Annotated in this window: 15 protein-coding genes; 4 read left to right on the top strand and 11 right to left on the bottom strand. The window is 60.5% G+C overall.

The window, feature by feature from the left end; translation table 11 throughout:
- Positions 1 to 41 precede the first annotated feature (41 nt).
- From EI185_RS18010 to EI185_RS07435, 11 genes are all read right to left on the bottom strand, one after another.
- Positions 42 to 3,500 (bottom strand): type I restriction endonuclease subunit R, encoded by a 3,459-nt coding sequence (locus tag EI185_RS18010; protein WP_189836328.1) that lies wholly within the window; start codon positions 3,498 to 3,500, stop codon positions 42 to 44.
- A gap of 55 nt (positions 3,501 to 3,555) precedes the next feature.
- Positions 3,556 to 4,488, bottom strand: coding sequence for a lipoyl synthase (gene lipA / locus EI185_RS07480; RefSeq protein ID WP_124704511.1), 933 nt, complete (start codon positions 4,486 to 4,488; stop codon positions 3,556 to 3,558).
- A 22-nt stretch (positions 4,489 to 4,510) separates the two neighbouring features.
- Entirely contained in the window at positions 4,511 to 5,113 is a 603-nt protein-coding gene (gene lipB, locus EI185_RS07475; protein WP_262982384.1) for a lipoyl(octanoyl) transferase LipB, read from the bottom strand.
- A gap of 12 nt (positions 5,114 to 5,125) precedes the next feature.
- Positions 5,126 to 5,389 (bottom strand): HP0495 family protein, encoded by a 264-nt coding sequence (locus tag EI185_RS07470; protein ID WP_124704509.1) that lies wholly within the window; start codon positions 5,387 to 5,389, stop codon positions 5,126 to 5,128.
- A gap of 12 nt (positions 5,390 to 5,401) precedes the next feature.
- Complete coding sequence (locus EI185_RS07465) at positions 5,402 to 6,538, bottom strand: D-alanyl-D-alanine carboxypeptidase family protein (protein ID WP_124704508.1); 1,137 nt, start codon at positions 6,536 to 6,538, stop codon at positions 5,402 to 5,404.
- Between the two features lie 34 nt (positions 6,539 to 6,572).
- Complete coding sequence (locus EI185_RS07460) at positions 6,573 to 7,451, bottom strand: septal ring lytic transglycosylase RlpA family protein (RefSeq protein ID WP_124704507.1); 879 nt, start codon at positions 7,449 to 7,451, stop codon at positions 6,573 to 6,575.
- A complete protein-coding gene (gene rodA / locus EI185_RS07455) occupies positions 7,448 to 8,545 on the bottom strand; it encodes a rod shape-determining protein RodA (RefSeq protein ID WP_124704506.1) in 1,098 nt (365 codons plus the stop codon). The genes EI185_RS07460 and rodA overlap by 4 nt, the downstream gene beginning before the upstream one ends.
- A complete protein-coding gene (gene mrdA / locus EI185_RS07450) occupies positions 8,535 to 10,445 on the bottom strand; it encodes a penicillin-binding protein 2 (protein ID WP_124704505.1) in 1,911 nt (636 codons plus the stop codon). The genes rodA and mrdA overlap by 11 nt, the downstream gene beginning before the upstream one ends.
- Positions 10,442 to 10,963 (bottom strand): rod shape-determining protein MreD, encoded by a 522-nt coding sequence (gene mreD, locus EI185_RS07445; RefSeq protein WP_124704504.1) that lies wholly within the window; start codon positions 10,961 to 10,963, stop codon positions 10,442 to 10,444. Before mreD ends, mrdA begins: the two co-directional genes overlap by 4 nt.
- Positions 10,960 to 11,847, bottom strand: a complete 888-nt coding sequence (mreC, locus tag EI185_RS07440) for a rod shape-determining protein MreC (RefSeq protein ID WP_124704503.1) — start codon at positions 11,845 to 11,847, stop codon at positions 10,960 to 10,962. Before mreC ends, mreD begins: the two co-directional genes overlap by 4 nt.
- 63 nt (positions 11,848 to 11,910) lie before the next feature.
- Positions 11,911 to 12,954 carry a rod shape-determining protein gene (locus EI185_RS07435; protein ID WP_124704502.1) on the bottom strand — a complete coding sequence of 348 codons (1,044 nt, stop codon included), beginning with the start codon at positions 12,952 to 12,954 and terminating at the stop codon, positions 11,911 to 11,913.
- A gap of 147 nt (positions 12,955 to 13,101) precedes the next feature.
- On the opposite strand from EI185_RS07435, the gene gatC reads away from it, so the two are divergent.
- The 4 genes from gatC (at position 13,102) to glmU (ending at position 17,810) form a co-directional block, all read left to right on the top strand.
- On the top strand, positions 13,102 to 13,389 hold the full coding sequence (gene gatC / locus EI185_RS07430) for an Asp-tRNA(Asn)/Glu-tRNA(Gln) amidotransferase subunit GatC (RefSeq protein WP_124704501.1): 288 nt from the start codon (positions 13,102 to 13,104) through the stop codon (positions 13,387 to 13,389).
- A 9-nt stretch (positions 13,390 to 13,398) separates the two neighbouring features.
- Positions 13,399 to 14,853 (top strand): Asp-tRNA(Asn)/Glu-tRNA(Gln) amidotransferase subunit GatA, encoded by a 1,455-nt coding sequence (gatA, locus tag EI185_RS07425; RefSeq protein ID WP_124704500.1) that lies wholly within the window; start codon positions 13,399 to 13,401, stop codon positions 14,851 to 14,853.
- 91 nt (positions 14,854 to 14,944) lie between these two features.
- Positions 14,945 to 16,375 carry an Asp-tRNA(Asn)/Glu-tRNA(Gln) amidotransferase subunit GatB gene (gene gatB, locus EI185_RS07420; RefSeq protein ID WP_124704499.1) on the top strand — a complete coding sequence of 477 codons (1,431 nt, stop codon included), beginning with the start codon at positions 14,945 to 14,947 and terminating at the stop codon, positions 16,373 to 16,375.
- A gap of 58 nt (positions 16,376 to 16,433) precedes the next feature.
- Positions 16,434 to 17,810: a bifunctional UDP-N-acetylglucosamine diphosphorylase/glucosamine-1-phosphate N-acetyltransferase GlmU gene (gene glmU, locus EI185_RS07415; protein ID WP_124704498.1), complete on the top strand. Its 1,377-nt coding sequence runs from the start codon at positions 16,434 to 16,436 to the stop codon at positions 17,808 to 17,810.
- Positions 17,811 to 17,826: the final 16 nt, after the last annotated feature.

Genomic DNA, 17,826 nt, shown 5'->3' with positions numbered 1-17,826 from the left:
ACTTGTAAGCGGTGCTTACAGGCTGGCAAGCTCACGTTGCGTTATGCCGCCAGGCTTTCGTTCAGTTGTTCGATGAGGGTGCTCAGCTCATCGCCGAAGAGTTGATGCACCCTGCCTAATCCGCCCGCCTGGGCGAAAGGTGCGTATTCGAAATCATCCGGCTCGATGCCGAGGTTGGCGGCGATGTGGTCGCGGATCATTTCCAGCCATTTCATTTGTTCAGTAGTGAAGCCCGTAGAAGCGGCATCTTGCCGCTTTGTTTCAGCCAAGCGGCGGGACGCCGCTTCCACCCACGCCTTGAAGTTGGCGTTGACCCGCTCGGGGAACGGGATCAGTTCGTTGTCCTGATGGATGGCGAAGCGCACCAGCGAAACCAGGTCGGTGAGGATGCGGCGGCCACTGGCGCCTTTGACCTTGCTGGCTTCCAACGCGGCGTAGGCCTGCCAGAGCTGGGATTCGTTCCACAGGTAGGGCGGTTTTTCGATGGCGTCGGCGAGTTCTTTTACGGCCTCGAAGGTGAGGCGCTGTTTGTAGGGCTTGCTATAGAGGATTTGCAGGGCGGTGATTTCGTCTTTGTGGTCGGCGATGAATTGCTCGAAGGATTGCACCAGGCCTTTGGCGCGGTCGCGGGCGGCCTGGCTGAAGGCGGCTTCGAGAACCTGGTCCTGGCTGACGTGGTCGATGGTGAGTTCGTTTTTGGCTTTGATGTCGAGGATAAGCTGGCGTAGCGCGGGGTCGCAGAGGGGTTTGGCGGCGAGTGTCCGCGCCTGCTGCATCGCCGTGGAAGCGGCGTCTCGCCGCTTGTCCGCCGCGCTCAATTCGTATTCGGAATGCCGCTGTATATATTGCTCAATGCGAAACAGTTCTTCGGGCGAGCGTACGATACGGTCGTAGGACTCTTTTTGCCAGACTGAGATCGTGCCTTCCGACAAGCGGCTGGACGCCGCTTCTAACTGCAATATCTGTTTGGCCGTGTAGCTTTTCCAGCTATGCAGGATTTCAGAGAGTTCGTGCCCCGGCAGTGGCGTGACGATCACGTGGACATGGTTGGCGGCCACCACATATTTTCCGAGCCGGTAGCGTTCTCCGTCGAAATACCTCAATGCCGTCTCCATCAGCTCGCGTGCTTGAGGGTTTGCCAGAGCGCAGCTTCCCACACCGGCGTCCAGCCAGGACTCGATGCGGGCGGAAAAGCGCTCTGTATAGTCGGTTTCCTGTGCGGCTGACCAGGGGCGGGGGTTGCGCGTCAGCCAGCCGGCACGCGCTTCCCGCCAGGCGATGAGACGTTGTTTGGGTAGCGAATCCGCCAGACGGAAGGTGACGAAATAGCTGGCCTCATCCTGCCGCCAGTGTGGAAGGTTGGCGCGCTGCATCTCGATAGGAGCATTGGGGTCGAGGAAGCCGTATCCCGCGTAATCGTCAGCGGTTTCCATTGGTAAGTGTGGCAAGCGGCGGGACGCCGCTTCTACGGGATCGGGCGAAAGTGCAGCTACCAACTGGTGGGCGAGGTCTTTAAGGCCGAGGCCGCCGCTTGCGGTGCGAATCTTCGCATCGTCTTCGGCGCTGATGCGGTGTTCCATTCTTGACAGGCGGCCGGCGATGCTGGTGATGACGTCGTCTTCGGTGTTGCCGAAGGCGACGGCTTGCAGCAGGCGCTCGAAGCTGACGCTGGGCTTTTTCTCCATGGGGCGAGCGTCGGTTTTGTCCTGCTCGCACACGCCGACGGCGTCGATGATGACGAAGTGGTCCTTGGCCGTGGCGTCGGGGGTGACGGCCTTGAGGTCGTCGGGATTGATGACGCGCACACCGCGACCTTTCATCTGCTCGAAGAAGCCGCGCGATTTGACGGCGCGCATGAAGAAGACGATTTCGACCGGTTTGATGTCGGTGCCGGTGGCGATCATATCGACGGTGACGGCGACGCGCGGCATGGGACTGTTGCGGAAAGCCTTGATGAGCTCCTTGGGCGTGGCGCCGGTGGTTCTATAGGTGATCTTCTGGGCGAAGTCGTTGCCCTTGCCGAATTCCTCGCGCAGGATTTCGACGATGTTTTCGGCGTGGTTGTCGTCCTTGGCGAAGATGAGGGTCTTAGGCACCCAATCGCCGCTGCGGCCGGGGAAGATTTCGCTGAACAGCTTGTCGCGGAAGGTGCGCACGATGGTGCGGATCTGGTCGGGGGTGACGACGTCGCGGTCGAGCTGGTTGGGGTCGTAGGCGAAGTCGTCGTCGAGCTCTTCCCAGCGGGTTTTGCGGGTGTCGCGTTCCTGCTTTTCGACGTAGTAGCCGGCTTCGACCTTGGAGCCGGCCTCGGTGATGGCAGTCTTGATGCGGTAGACGTCGTAGTTGACGTTGACGCCGTCTGCCACGGCCATTTCGTGGTTGTATTCCATCACCAGGTTCTGGTGGAAGAAGCCGAAGGTCTGCTTGCCGGGCGTGGCGGTGAGGCCGACGAGGTAGGCGTCGAAGTATTCCAGCACCTGCGCCCACAGGTTGTAGATGGAGCGGTGGGCCTCGTCGGTGACGATGATGTCGAAGGTCTCGATGGGAATATTCGGGTTGTACTCGATGGGCTCGGGTTCCTTGAACAACTTGCCCAATTGGTCCACGGATTCTTCTTCCAGGTCGGCTGGCAAGTCGCGGCCCTTGAGCATGGAATACATGCGCTGGATGGTGCAGATGCAGACTCGGGCGGTGGTGTCGATCTGGTTGCCCTGCAGGCGCTGGACGATGTATTCCTCGCTGAACTTGAAGTTGTTGTAGGGCGAGACGTATTGCTGGAATTCCTTGAGGGTCTGGTCGGCGAGGTTGCCGCGGTCGACCAGGAACAGGATGCGCCGCGCCCCTGCGAACTTGATCAGGCGGTAGATGAAGGAAATCGAGGTGAAGGTCTTGCCCGAGCCGGTAGCCATCTGGATCAAGGCGCGCGGGCGGTTTTCCTTCAGAGATTTTTCCAGGTTGTGGATCGCCGTGATCTGGGCGGGCCACAGGCCTTCTTCTTTCAGCGGCGGCATGGCTTGCAGGCGGGCGAGGAAGGTGGCGGCGGTTTCGCCTGCGCTGCCCTCCCCCGGCTGCGCGGTGGGCGCATAGCCCAGCCACTCAGCAAACAGTTCAGGTTTGTGGAACGCGAAAACCGGGCGCGAGCGCGGCGTGGGGTCGAGGCCGTTGGTGAAGCGGGTTTCGATTCCGGTGGACTGGTAGGAAAACGGCAGCGGGTTGCGCCAGCGCGGCAATCCGGCAGGCAAACCCTTGGTGTATTTGTCGGACTGGGTTTCGACGCCGGTGAGGGTGACACCTTCCTTCTTGGCCTCGATCACCCCCGCGGCCTTGCCGTCCACATACAACAGATAGTCGGCAAAGCCGTAACCGGGCAGCGGGAATTCGCGGATGGCAACGCCGCGCGCTGCATGGATGTTGGCAGCGGCAGCATCGCAGACGTGCCAGCCTGCCGCATGCAGCAACTGATCTATTTTTTCCCTGGCTTGTTGTTCGGGCTGCGGCATTGGTAGGGTTGGTGTTGTTATTGCGCAATCATCGCACAATCGGTTAATCGGGGCATTAGGTTGTCACCCCCTGCGCCTGTTGATCTGCATGATAGCTGCTGCGCACCATCGGCCCGCAGGCGGCGTGTTTGAAGCCCATTTCGGCGGCGGCGGCCTCGAACACGGCGAACTGTTCCGGGGTGACATAACGTGTGAGCGGGATGTGGTGACTGGAGGGTTGCAGGTACTGGCCGATGGTGAGCATGTCGACGTCGTGGGCGCGCAGGTCGCGCATGACTTCGAGCACTTCGGCGTCGGTTTCGCCGAGGCCAACCATGATGCCGGATTTGGTGGGGATGTCGGGGTGCTGCGCCTTGAAGTCCTTGAGCAGTTGCAGGGAATGGGCGTAGTCGGAACCGGGGCGGGCGGCCTTGTACAGGCGCGGCACGGTTTCCAGGTTGTGGTTCATCACGTCGGGCGGGGCGCTGCCTAAAATATCCAGCGCAATATCCAGCCGCCCACGAAAATCCGGGGTGAGGATTTCGATGCGGGTGTTCGGCGCGGCGCTGCGCACGGCGCGGATACATTCGGCAAAATGCCCGGCGCCGCCGTCGCGCAAGTCATCGCGGTCGACGCTGGTGATGACGACGTATTTGAGCTTCATCGCGGCGATGGTGTGGGCGAGGTGCGCGGGTTCGTCAACATCGGGCGCCAGCGGTTTGCCGTGGCCGACGTCGCAGAACGGGCAGCGCCGGGTGCACAGGTCGCCCAGGATCATGAAGGTGGCGGTGCCGTGGCGGAAGCATTCGCCGATGTTGGGGCAGGAGGCTTCCTCGCATACGGTATGCAGCTTTTGTTCGCGCAGGATGGCTTTGAGCTCGGCCACTTCGGGCGAGTTGGGCGATTTGGCGCGAATCCAGGACGGCATTTTGAGGCGCTCCTGCGGCACGATCTTGATCGGGATGCGCGCGGTTTTGGCTTCGCCTTTGTGGAGTTTGATGTCGGCCATGTTCAGGTTCCTTTGCTGTGCTTCACAGCGTGATATGTCGGGTCAGGTGCGCGGCCAGCGTTTCGGCCAGTTCGGCCGGGGTCGCGGCGATGCCGGTATCGCGGGTTTGCGTCACCGCCATGGCCGGGTAGCCGCACGGGTTGATGTGGCTGAATGGGGTTAAATCCATGTCCGCATTCAGCGCCAGACCATGGTAGCTGCAGCCGTGTTTGATGCGCAGCCCGAGCGCGGCGATCTTGGCGCCCGCCACATACACACCCGGAGCATCGGCGCGGCGTTCGGCGCGGACGTCGTGCTCGGCCAGCAGATCGATGACGGCCTGTTCCATGCGGCTGACCAGTTCGCGCACGCCGAACCCGCGCCGCTTCAAATCCACCAGCAAATAGGCCACCACCTGGCCGGGGCCGTGGTAGGTAATCTGGCCGCCGCGGTCGATTCTGACCAGCGGGATGTCAATATCATCCAGCAGATGTTCGGGCTTGCCGGCCTGCCCCAGGGTATACACAGGCGGGTGTTGCAGCAGCCAGATTTCATCCGTCGTCGCGGCATCGCGCCGGGCAGTGAAATCCTGCATGGCCTGCCAGGTGGGCAGGTAGTCCACCTGGCCGAGATGGCGAATCAGCACGTCTGCCAATGCTTACAGCACCATCTTGACCATGGCATGGCTGGTCAGCGCCCGATACAGGTTATCCAGTTGTTCACGCGAGGTGGCGCGCACGGTGCAGGTCACGCTGAGGTAATTGCCAGCACTGCTGGGGCGCATTTCCATCGTGGCGGCGTCAAAATCCGGCGCGTGCTGCAGCACCACTTCGAGGATGGTCTGGGCAAACTCGGGGTGTGCCGCGCCCATGATCTTGATGGGAAAATCGCTCGGGTATTCAATCAGGCTGTCTTCACTCATCCGACCTCCACCTCACTTGAAAATAAGGCGCAGACTATCCCAGGCGCGTCCGAACATATTGGCAACGCCGACGCTTTCCAGCGCCAGCAATGGATATTGCGCCAGCGGTTTGTTATTCAGCGTCAGGGTGACGGTGCCCACCTGCTGCCCCGCCACCAGCGGCGCCAGCAATGGCTGACGCGTGGTCATGGTGGCTTTGATGTCTTTGGCCTGACCGCGCGGCAGGCTGAGGTAGATATCGCGCCTGAAACCGGTTTTGATGGTGTTGGATGTACCTTTCCAGACTTTCAGGTTGGCCACGGTCTGGTTTTTGGCGTACAGCCTCACGCTGTCGAAAAACTGGAAGCCGTAATTGAGCAGGCGCTGGCTTTCCATCGCACGGGATGAATCGGAACCGGCGCCGAGCACGACCGACAGCAGGCGGCGCGTGCCGCGATGCGATGAGGCAATCAGGCAGTAACCGGCGCTCTGCGTGTGGCCGGTTTTCATGCCGTCCACTGTGGGGTCGGTCCATAGCAGGCGGTTGCGATTGGCCTGGGTGATGCCGTTGTAGGTGTATTCCTTGATCGAGTAGAGCGGATAGTAATCGGGAAAATCGCGCACGATGGCGGCCGCCAAGCGCGCCAGATCACGCGCCGTGGTGTAGTGCTGCGGATCCGGCAGGCCGGTGGCATTGACGAAGTGCGTGTTGCTCATGCCCAGACGCTGGGCTTCTTTGTTCATCATTGAGACAAATCCGGTCTCGCTGCCGCCGACGGCCTCGGCCAGGGCAATCGTGGCATCGTTACCGGATTGCACGATCATGCCGCGCAACAGGTCGGCCACGATGACCGGCTTGTTGGGCTCGATGAACATGCGCGAGCCTTCCGCCTTCCAGGCTTTTTCCGATACCGGCACGGTATCGGTCAGCTTGATGCGGCCCTGACGCAGAGCGGAGAAGGTCAGGTAAGCGCTCATCAGTTTGGTCAGCGATGCCGGTTCAATGCGCTGGTCGGCATTGTGTTCAACCAATGACTGCCCGCTTTGCATATCCAGCAACAACCAGGCTTTGGCAGCCAGTTGGGGCGGCGGCGCCATGGGCAGGTCGGACGGTGCGGCCATGGCGGTGAAGGAAATAGCCAGCAGGAAGAGGGTAAAAAGTTTTTTCATCAGGTAATCAATGAGCATTCAGGAGGAATTTAGTTCAGCGGACGACGCGAACCGGCTTCAGATTCATGCGCTGCTGCACTTCGCGTGCAGCCTGGTTGGCGCTGTCAGGGTCGGTATAAGGTCCGAGCGCGACCCGATAGCGTTCGTCGTGGTTGAGAATGACCAGCTCGTTGCTGCGGATGTCGAGCTGGGTGGCGGCGCGCGCCAGCAGTTTTTCGGCATGGGCGCGGCTGGTGAAACTGCCCAACTGCAAATAAGTGCCGGTATCGCTGCCCGCTTCATGGTCCTGCGCGATGTCGCCCGGGGTGATGCTCTCCACCTCTACGCGGCCGCTGCCGCCCTGCACGATGCCGAGTTTATGGGCCGCCGTATAGGACAGATCAATAATCCGCCCCTTGTGAAACGGGCCGCGGTCATTGATGCGTACCACGACGGATTTTCCCGTCGCCAGCGAGGTCACGCGCGCGTAACTAGGCAGCGGCAAAGTGGGGTGTGCGGCGGTCATCGCATACATATTGTAGGTTTCGCCGGAAGCGGTACGTTTGCCATTAAACCGGCGCCCATACCAGGATGCCAATCCTTCCTCCTTATAGTCCTTGCCGGTGGCCAGCGGCGTATATTCACGGCCCAGCGCCATATACGGTTTATTGGCGGTTTTGCGCAGCGGCTCTGCCTTGGGCACGGCATCGGGTATCGCATCCAGGTCGGGCGGCGGATTGTCACCCGGCCCATCGTCCAGATAATAGCCGCCCGGCTTGACGGATTTGGCTGCATTTTCGCTGGCCATTGGCTGGCCGGGCTTAGTGGCTGCCCCGGTTGGCCTCGCGGGAGTTTCCGGTACGCTGCGCAGCGGCTGGCCAGCACAGCCTGCCAGCACCAGGACGATTATGTAGAGTGCAAATTGTGGTTTCATGATTTGAGTAACTTTCTATGGGTTTTTACGCTCATCAATATGCCGAAGCCCAACATCACCGTGACCATCGCTGTGCCGCCATAACTCACCAGCGGAAGCGGCACGCCGACTACCGGCAGGATGCCGCTGACCATGCCCATGTTGACGAATGCGTAAGTAAAAAATGCCAGTGTCAAACTGCCCGCCATCAAGCGGGCGAACAGTGTGGGCGCACTGGCGGCGATCATCAGGCCTCGCACAATGATGGCGAGGAACAGTATAAGAAGCAGCGCGTTACCAAGCAGCCCGAACTCTTCGCCGAATACCGCGAAGACAAAGTCCGTGGTGCGTTCCGGCAAAAAACCCATATGGGTTTGGGTGCCCTGCAACCAGCCCTTGCCAAAGCTGCCCCCCGAGCCCATGGCGATGGTGGACTGGATAATGTGGTAACCCGCGCCCAATGGATCCTGGGTGGGATCAATCAGGGTCAGCACGCGCTTCTGCTGGTAATCATGCATAAAATGCCACGCCACCGGCAGGCTGGCGCCCAGCGCCACCAGCATACCCAGCATGATGCGCCAGGGCAGGCCGGCAAAAAACAGCACATAAAAACCCGATGCGGAAATCAGCAGCGCAGTACCCAGATCGGGCTGTTTGACGACCAGCGCCACCGGTATCGCCAGCAACAGCGCAGCGATGCCGTAATCCTTGAGGCGCAGGGTGGCTTCGTGATGGTGAAAATACCAGGCCAGCATCAGCGGCATGGCAATTTTCATAATCTCGGAGGGCTGGATGCGCGTCACCCCCAGATTGAGCCAGCGCCGCGAGCCATTAACGACCTCGCCCACTGTGGCTACACCGAGCAGCAGCAACACGCCCACCACATACAGCGGCAATGCCATGCTCAGCAAATATTGCGGCGGGATATTGGCCACCAGTACCATCACCCCCAACGCCACCAGCATATTGAGGCCATGCGACAGGAGTCGCGCATCGCTCTGACTGGCTGCACTGTATTGCACGAACAGGCTCATCACCATCAGCGTCAACAGCAATAGCAACAAAGGCGCATCAATGTGCGACAGCACCCTGAGCAGCAAACGCCTAATCCGCATGGACACCTCCTTCTGCGGCGGCCGGGGCCTTAATAACTTCACCTTTGGGCAGCTTGCCCAGCAGATAATAATCCATCACCGCCCGCGCAATCGGTGCCGCAGTGGTACCGCCGTGCATGCCGTTTTCCACCAATACGGCTATCGCGATGCGCGGGGCATCCGCCGGCGCAAATGCGATATAGACCGCATGATCGCGGTGGATGGCCAATATATGTTTGGCATCGTATTTCTCGCCCTGCTTGATGCCGACAACCTGGGCGGTGCCGGTCTTGGCGGCAATCAGGTAGGGCGCTCCAACGTTCGCAGCAACTGCGGTGCCACCGGGGCGGGTGACATCCACCATCGCGGACACCACAACCTGCAGATCCGCCGGACTGATCTTGATCTGGTTCATTACTTGCGGTGGTATGACACGACGCTGACCGGTACGGCTATCGATAATTGCCTGGACCAGTTCCGGCCGATAAACAGTACCTCCATTGGCCAGCGCAGCCGTAGCAACCGCCAGTTGCAGCGGGGTGACCAGATTATACCCCTGACCGATACCGGCGATGACCGTTTCGCCCGGGTACCAGGGCTGTTTCGAGTGCTTGGCCTTCCATTCGCGCGACGGCAAGACCCCCGCTACCTCGCCCTCCAGGTCGATGCCGGTTTTCTTGCCGAAGCCAAACTGGGACAAAAAGGCGTGCATGCGGTCTATGCCCAGGTCATTGGCCAGACGGTAATAATAGGTGTCGCACGATTGCACGATGGATTTGTGCATGTCCACGGTGCCGTGACCGCCTGCCTTCCAGTCGCGATAGCGGTGGCTACTGTTGGGCAGCGAGAAATAACCGGGATCGAAGATGGTATCGCCGGGCTTGCGCACCCCGTAACTCAAACCTGCCAGTGCCATGAACGGCTTGATGGTGGAACCTTCCGGATAGGCACTGCGCAGTGCGCGATTCAGCAGAGGTTTGTCGGGTGAGTCGTTGAGCGCATTCCAGTTCGCCGTATCGATACCATCGACGAACAGATTGGGATCGAAACCGGGGGTGCTGACAAAGGCCAGTACGCCGCCGGTTTTGGGGTCGATGGCCACCAGCGCGCCGCGATAACTGCCAAAGGCTTTTTCCGCTATCGTCTCCAGCTTGCTATCCAGATTCAGCACCAGATTGTTACCGGATATCGGACTGGTACGCGACAAGGTGCGAATCGCATGGCCACCCGCATCGGTTTCGACCTGCTCGGAACCCGTGATGCCATGCAGTTCGGTTTCGTAGCTCTGCTCGAGGCCGACCTTGCCGATGTGATCCGAACCGCGATAGTTGGCCATTACGCCTTCATCATCGAGACGCTTCAGGTCGGCGTCATTGATGCGTCCGATGTAACCAAGCACGTGCGAGGCAGTGGTCCCCAGCGGGTATTGCCGGAACAGGCGCGCTTTGACATCGACGCCGGGGAATCGATAACGGTTGGCAGCCAGCTTCGCCACCTCTTCATCGGTGAGCCGGGTGCGCAGCGGCAGCGTTTCAAAATTGCGGCTCTCGGTCATCAGCTTGGCAAACCGTTTGCGCTGTGCGGGAGTAATCTCAACCAGCTGTGCCAGCTTATTGATGGTGTCCTCCAGATTGCCGGTTTTGCTTGGCGTCAGTTCCAGCGTGTAGGCAGAGTAATTGTGCGCCATCACCACACCGTGGCGGTCGAGAATCAATCCCCGATTGGGTGGCGTAGGTACGATCGTGATGCGATTGTTTTCGGCCAGGGTATGGTAGCGCTGGTATTCCAGCACCTGCACATAAAAAAATCGCGCCAGCAGCAGCAGGAACAACAACACCACCATCCACGCCGCGATGGTCACTCGTTTGCGAAATCCGGCTAATTCAAGCTGGTAATTCCTGAGCTGCGCAGGCCGGATCATGAGGCATCTGCAGCACGCGGTGCCTGACGCGGCCACTGCAGCAACAGGGAAACCGGCAGCCATAACAACATACCACTGGGGACTGCCAGAAAATATTCAGCACCGCTGAATGCATGCCCGGCAAAAGTGGCGGCGACAATGCTGGTTAGTTGCTCGACCAATAGCAGAGGAAGTATTTGCAATGCCTGCTGCCACAGATTGAAATTGAGGATGCGGCGCTGCAGCAGCAATGTGCCGAATGCCGCCACGGTATAGGCCATGGCATGTTGACCGAGCACGCCGCCATTCGCCATATCGGTGAGCAGCCCCAGACCCCACGCCACGCCCATGCCCACACTGCGCGGTTGCCGCACTACCCAGTAGAGCGTGATGACCAATAAAAAATCCGGGCGCCACCACAACGCCGTACCCATCCAGGGCAGCAGGTTGAGCGCCAGTCCTGCCAGCAGACTGATCACAATCAGCAGGGTGCTGGCCGCGACTGGCATGGTCGGCCCCTTGGGCGTGGCAAAGGTCATTTCGGCTTGCCTTGAGGAGCATGCTGCGCCGGCAGCTTTGCGCCGGCGGGTACGCTATCCACGATCAACACCTGCCGATAGCTGTTTATCGCCGCTTTCGGGGTGCATTCAACCCGCAGAAACGCACGGTTCGCGCTATGGTCAATACGCGCAACCGTGGCTACCAGCAGACCGGCCGGATAGATCCCGTCAATTCCGGAAGTCACCAGCACGTCGCCAATGCGTATATCTGCGCTTTGCGGCAGATAACGTACATCAATCTCATTTTCCACACCCTGGCCGAAGGCAACCGCGCGCAAACCATTGCGCTGGATCTGCACCGGCACCGGCTGGCCGGCATCGGTGAGCAGCGTAATTTCACTGGTGTAGGGATAGACACGGGTAACCTGACCCAGCAGACCGATTTCATCCATCACCGGCTGGCCGGCGTGTACGCCATCCTGGCTGCCGCGGTCGACAATGATCTTGCGGCTGTATGGGTCACGCGGCACCGAAATGATTTCCGCCAGACGGGTATGCAGCGCAGTGCGCTGATGGGCTCCCAGCAGGGTACGCAGACGACTGTTTTCCTGCTCCAGATCATGGTAACGCAGTACGGCACCCGCATAATCCAGATTGCGCTGGCGCAGCACGGCATTATCCCGTTGCAAATCGGCGTGATTGACGAAAAATCCGCTGACCCGGTCATAGATGCCCAACGGCGCCTGTACCGCCTCCTGAACCGGGAAGAGCAGTGTCGACAAGGCGCTGCGCACGCCTCCCAGTACTTTGAAGCGCGTATCCGCGACGATTACCGCGATACTGATCAGCACATAAATCAGCAGCCGCGCGCCCGCGCCGGGGCCGCGCGGAAAAAGTTGCAGCTGATCGTCCCGGTTAGACATGCGCTAGCGAGGTATTCCGATGATTGGGAACGGCGATGAAATACAGCAGTACAACATTACAAATCAGGAATCCTGGGCGAATACCGCACCGAGCCGGTCCATTTCCTCCAGCGCGCGGCCTGAGCCCCGCACCACGCAGGTAAGCGGATCCTCGGCGACGATCACCGGCAGGCCGGTTTCTTCCATCAACAGGCGATCCAGGTCGCGCAGCAACGCGCCGCCACCGGTCAGCACCATGCCCTTTTCGGCGATGTCGGCGCCCAGCTCGGGCGGGGTCTGTTCCAGTGCCGATTTCACTGCACTCACGATATTGTTGAGCGGATCGGTAAGCGCCTCGAGGATTTCATTGCTGGAGATGGTGAAGCTGCGCGGAATGCCTTCCGCCAGATTGCGTCCCTTGACTTCCATTTCGCGCACTTCGGAGCCGGGAAAGGCCGAGCCGATGCCCTTTTTGATGTTTTCTGCGGTGGCTTCGCCGATCAGCATGCCGTAATTGCGACGGATGTAATTGATGATGGCTTCGTCGAACTTGTCGCCACCCACCCGCACCGATGAGGCATAGACGATGCCGCCGAGCGAAATCACGCCGACTTCAGTAGTGCCGCCGCCGACGTCCACCACCAGGGAACCGGTCGCTTCCGCCACCGGCAAACCGGCGCCAATTGCTGCCGCCATCGGCTCCTCGATCAGATAAACCTGACGCGCCCCGGCGCCGATCGCCGATTCGCGAATGGCACGCCGCTCCACCTGGGTAGAGCCGCACGGCACGCAAATGATGATGCGCGGGCTGGGATGGAACATGCGCGTATCGTGGATTTTCTTGATGAAATACTTGAGCATCTGCTCGGTGATGGTGAAATCGGCGATCACGCCGTCTTTCATCGGGCGAATGGCGGTGATATTGCCCGGGGTACGCCCGAGCATCTGTTTGGCTTCCAGACCTACCGCCTGGATGGTTTTCTTGGCGCTGCCCCCGTCCTGACGTATCGCCACGACCGACGGCTCGTCCAGCACGATACCCTTGCCGCGCACATAAATCAGCGTATTGGCGGTGCCGAGGTCAATGGCCAGGTCAGTAGAAAAATAACCGCGTAAAAATCCGAACATGTGTGTGTTTCCGCTAAAGTAGAACCGGAGGTTTAAGGCCAAGGCCGCGGGCTCGAAGACTGTTGAGTCCGGCACACCCAGGATTAGCCTTGCATAATCTGTATATGTTACCCTAACAGGCTTGTTTCCTGTGAAGATTTAAGCTGTATGTCACTCACCCTGCAAGACGTAAAACGCGTCGCCATGCTCGCCCGCATTGCCGTTACCGATGAGGAAGCGGCGGCCTATCAACAACAGCTCAACGGCATTTTCGGCCTGATCGAAGCCATGCAGGCGGTGGACACCGCCGGTGTCGCACCCATGTCGCATGCCCAGGATGTGTGTCAGCGATTACGCGACGACACCGTGACAGAGACCGATCAGCACGAAAAGTTCCAGGCCATTGCGCCGCAAGTCGAAGCCGGGTTGTACCTGGTACCCAGAGTCATTGAATAGTCCTCTCCCATGATCAACGCAAGCCTGAAACAACTCGCCGCGCTGCTGGCCGGGAAAAAAACCTCCAGCCAGGAGCTGACGCAAAGCTACCTGGAACGCATCCAGGCGCACAATCCGGCACTCAACGCCTTTGTCACGCTCAACGCGGAAATCTCGCTGGCGGAAGCGCGCGCTGCCGACGCCCGCATCGCCGCCGGCAGCGCCGCGCCGCTCACCGGCATCCCCATCGCGCACAAGGACATCTTCTGCGCCGACGGCTGGCGCACCACCTGCGGCTCGAAGATGCTGGATAATTTCATCGCGCCCTATGACGCACATGTTGTCAGCCAGTTCAAGGCAGCGGGCATGGTCAGCCTGGGTAAAACCAACATGGACGAGTTCGCCATGGGCTCTTCCAACGAAACCTCGTATTTCGGCGCGGTGAAAAACCCGTGGGACGCGAATGCTGTTCCCGGCGGTTCCAGCGGCGGCTCGGCAGCGGCCGTGGCGGCGCGTCTGGCACCCGCCGCCACCGGCACCGACACCGGCGGGTCGATCCGCCAACCCGCCGCCCTGACCGGCATTACCGGCCTGAAACCCACCTACGGCGTGGTGTCGCGCTACGGCATGATTGCTTTTGCCTCCAGCCTCGACCAGGCCGGGCCGATGGCCAAGTCCGCCGAAGACTGCGCGCTGCTGATGAACGTGATGGCGGGCTTCGACGAGCGCGATTCGACCAGCCTGGAACGCCCGAGCGAGGACTACACACGCGATCTGGAGCAACCGCTGGCCGGGCTGAAAATCGGCCTGCCACGCGAATATTTCGCCGAAGGATTGAGCGCCGACGTCGGTGCTGCGGTGGAAGCCGCGCTGGCCGAATACCGCAAGCTCGGCGCCACCACGGTGGACATTTCGCTGCCCAACACACGACTGTCGATCCCGGTGTACTACGTGCTCGCTCCTGCTGAAGCATCCACCAACCTGTCGCGCTTCGACGGCGTACGTTATGGCTACCGTGCGCCGGATTACACCGACCTCACCGACATGTACCAGAAAACCCGCGCGCAAGGTTTCGGCAGTGAAGTCAAACGCCGCATCATGATCGGTACTTACGTATTGAGCCACGGTTATTACGACGCCTATTACCTGCAGGCGCAGAAAATCCGCCGTTTGATTGCGCAGGACTTCGACGCCGCGTTCCAGCAATGCGACGTCATCATGGGTCCGACCACACCCGACACCGCGTTCAACTTCGGCGAAAAAGCCGACGACCCGGTGGCGATGTATCTGTCCGACATTTACACCATCGCCGTCAATCTCGCCGGGCTGCCGGGCATGTCGGTGCCGTGCGGCTTCGGCGCCAATGGCCGTCCGGTGGGCCTGCAGATCATCGGCAACTACTTTGCCGAGGCGAAAATGCTCGGCGTCGCCCATCAATACCAGCTGGCGACAGACTGGCATACGCGTATGCCGAATACAATTTAGATCTCAGCCACAGAGATCACAGAGAACACAGAGTCGGGATTTCGATTCCTCTGTGGCCTCTGTGCCCTCTGTGGCAAAAAGGGCTGAAACTATGCAATGGGAAATCGTTATCGGGCTTGAGGTTCACACGCAACTCTCCACAAGTTCAAAAATCTTCTCCGGGGCCAGCACCGCATTTGGCGCGGCGCCCAATACCCAGGCATGCGCGGTGGATATCGCCCTGCCCGGTGTGCTGCCGGTGCTGAACAAGGGCGCGGTAGAACGTGCGGTCCAACTCGGCCTGGCAATCGGCGGGCATATCAGCCGCCGCTCGGTGTTCGCGCGCAAAAACTACTTTTACCCGGACTTGCCCAAGGGCTACCAGATCAGCCAGATGGAGCTGCCGGTGGTGGAAGGCGGCAGCCTCACGATCCAGGTCGGCGAGACTGAAAAAACCGTCCGCATCACCCGCGCCCACCTCGAAGAAGACGCCGGCAAGTCGCTGCACGAAGACTTTCACGGCATGACCGGCATCGACCTGAACCGCGCCGGCACGCCGTTGCTGGAGATCGTTTCCGAGCCAGACATGCGCGGTTCGGCCGAAGCCGTGGCCTACGCCAAAACGCTGCACAGTCTGGTGGTATGGCTGGGAATCTGCGACGGCAACATGCAGGAAGGCAGCTTCCGTTGCGACGCCAACGTCTCGGTACGCCGCATGGGCGAGACCGAACTCGGCAAGCGCTGCGAAATCAAGAACCTCAACTCGTTCCGCTTCCTGGAACACGCCATCGACTACGAGGCGCGACGCCAGATCGAGATCATCGAGGATGGTGGCGTCGTCCGCCAGGAAACCCGCCTGTACGACCCGGATCGCAACGAAACCCGCACCATGCGCAGCAAGGAAGACGCGCACGACTACCGCTATTTCCCCGACCCGGATCTGCTGCCGCTGGTGATTTCCGAGGAATGGATAGAACGCACGCGCGCCGCCATGCCGGAATTGCCGGAAGCGATGCGCAGCCGTTTTGTGACGCAGTATGGCCTGCCCGTTTACGATGCCGGCCTGCTCACTGCCAGCAAGGCGCTCGCCGCCTATTACGAAGCGCTGGTGGCGGCAGTGGGTGGCGAGGCCAAAACCTGCGCCAACTGGGTGATGGGCGACCTGTCGGCCGCACTCAACCGCAACGAACTCGACATCGCCGACAGCCCGGTATCCAGCCGCCAGCTCGCTGCACTGATACAACGCATCACCGATGGCACGCTGTCCGGCAAGCTGGCCAAGGAAGTATTCGAAGCGCTCTGGCAGGGTGAGGGCGAAGTGGATGTGGTTATCGAGGCGCGCGGCTTGAAACAGGTGTCCGACAGCGGCGCGATCGAAGCCATTGTTGATGCCATTCTCGCCGCCAATCCCAATCAGGTCGCCGAATACCGCAGCGGCAAGGACAAGATGTTCGGCTTTTTTGTCGGCCAGGCGATGAAAGCCATGAAGGGCAAAGCCAATCCGCAGCAGTTGAACGACATCCTCAAGCGCAAGCTGGGTTAATTCGCCCGGCACAGCAATTGGGTATACTTGCGCGGAATCCTGATCCCGTGAGAACACCATGACCGCTCCATTCAATATTGTCGTGCTGGCCGCCGGGCGCGGCACGCGCATGGCATCCACCCTGCCCAAGGTGCTGCATCCACTGGCCGGCAAACCACTGCTCGCCCACGTGCTGGACACCGCGCGCCGCCTCGACCCGATACAGACCTGCGTGGTGTATGGCTACGGCGGCGATGCGGTGCCGCAGGCCATCGCCGACCCCAACATCGCCTGGGCGCTGCAGGCCGAACAGCACGGCACCGGCCATGCAGTCATGCAGGCGTTGCCGCATCTGGGCGGCTCCGGCGTGACGCTGATTCTGTACGGCGACGTGCCGCTCACCACGCTGGAAACCATGCGCGAGCTGTCTGCGCTCGCCGCACAGGACAGCCTGGCGCTGCTCACCATCGAGCTGCCCGACCCCAGCGGTTATGGCCGCATCGTGCGCGACAGCAGCGGTGCCGTCGCACGCATAGTCGAGCACAAGGACGCCGATGCGGACGTGCGCGCCATTCACGAAGTCAACACCGGCCTGATGGCCCTGCCCACGCAGTTGCTCGCCGGCTGGCTGGCACGGCTGACCAACCACAACGCGCAGGGCGAGTACTATCTCACCGACATCATCGGCATGGCGGTGGCCGACGGGGTGCCGGTACGTACCTGCAGCCCGCGCCATGAATGGGAAATCCTCGGCGTGAACAGCAAAGTACAACTGGCGCAACTGGAGCGCCTGCATCAGGCCAATGTGGCACACGTCTTGCTGGAACAAGGCGTGACGCTGCTTGATCCGGCGCGCCTGGACGTGCGCGGCACGCTGCTGTGCGGGCGCGATGTGAGCATCGATGTGAACTGCGTATTCGAAGGCCGGGTCGAGCTGGAAAATGGCGTGAATGTAGGCGCCAACTGTGTTTTGCGCGATGTGCGCGTGGGCCAGGGCACGCAAATTGCGCCGTTCTCGCATATCGTCGAAGCCACACTGGGCAGCCATAACCACATCGGCCCGTACGCGCGCATTCGACCCGGCACGGTGCTGGCCAGTGATGTACATGTCGGCAACTTTGTCGAGATCAAGAACAGCCAGGTGGACGACGGCTCCAAGATCAACCACCTGTCTTATGTCGGCGACAGCACGGTAGGCAAAAAAGTAAACATCGGTGCAGGTACCATTACCTGCAACTATGATGGTGCCAACAAGCACCGCACCGTGATCGAGGACGATGTTTTTATCGGCTCGGATACGCAACTGATCGCACCGGTAACCGTAGCCCGTGGCGCAACCATCGGCGCGGGCTCGACGATTACCCGGGATGCGCCGGCAGGCGAACTCACCCTGTCGCGCAGCAAGCAATTGAGCATTACCGGCTGGCAACGGCCGGTCAAAAAACCGAAAGCATAAGCAAGAGGAAACCGTT

It is taken from the genome of Sulfuriferula multivorans, from assembly GCF_003851125.1.
GTDB classification, from domain to species: Bacteria; Pseudomonadota; Gammaproteobacteria; order Burkholderiales; family Sulfuriferulaceae; genus Sulfuriferula; species Sulfuriferula multivorans.
The sequence above is the reverse complement of the archived record's forward strand: the minus strand, read 5'-3'. Positions and strand labels throughout refer to the sequence as shown.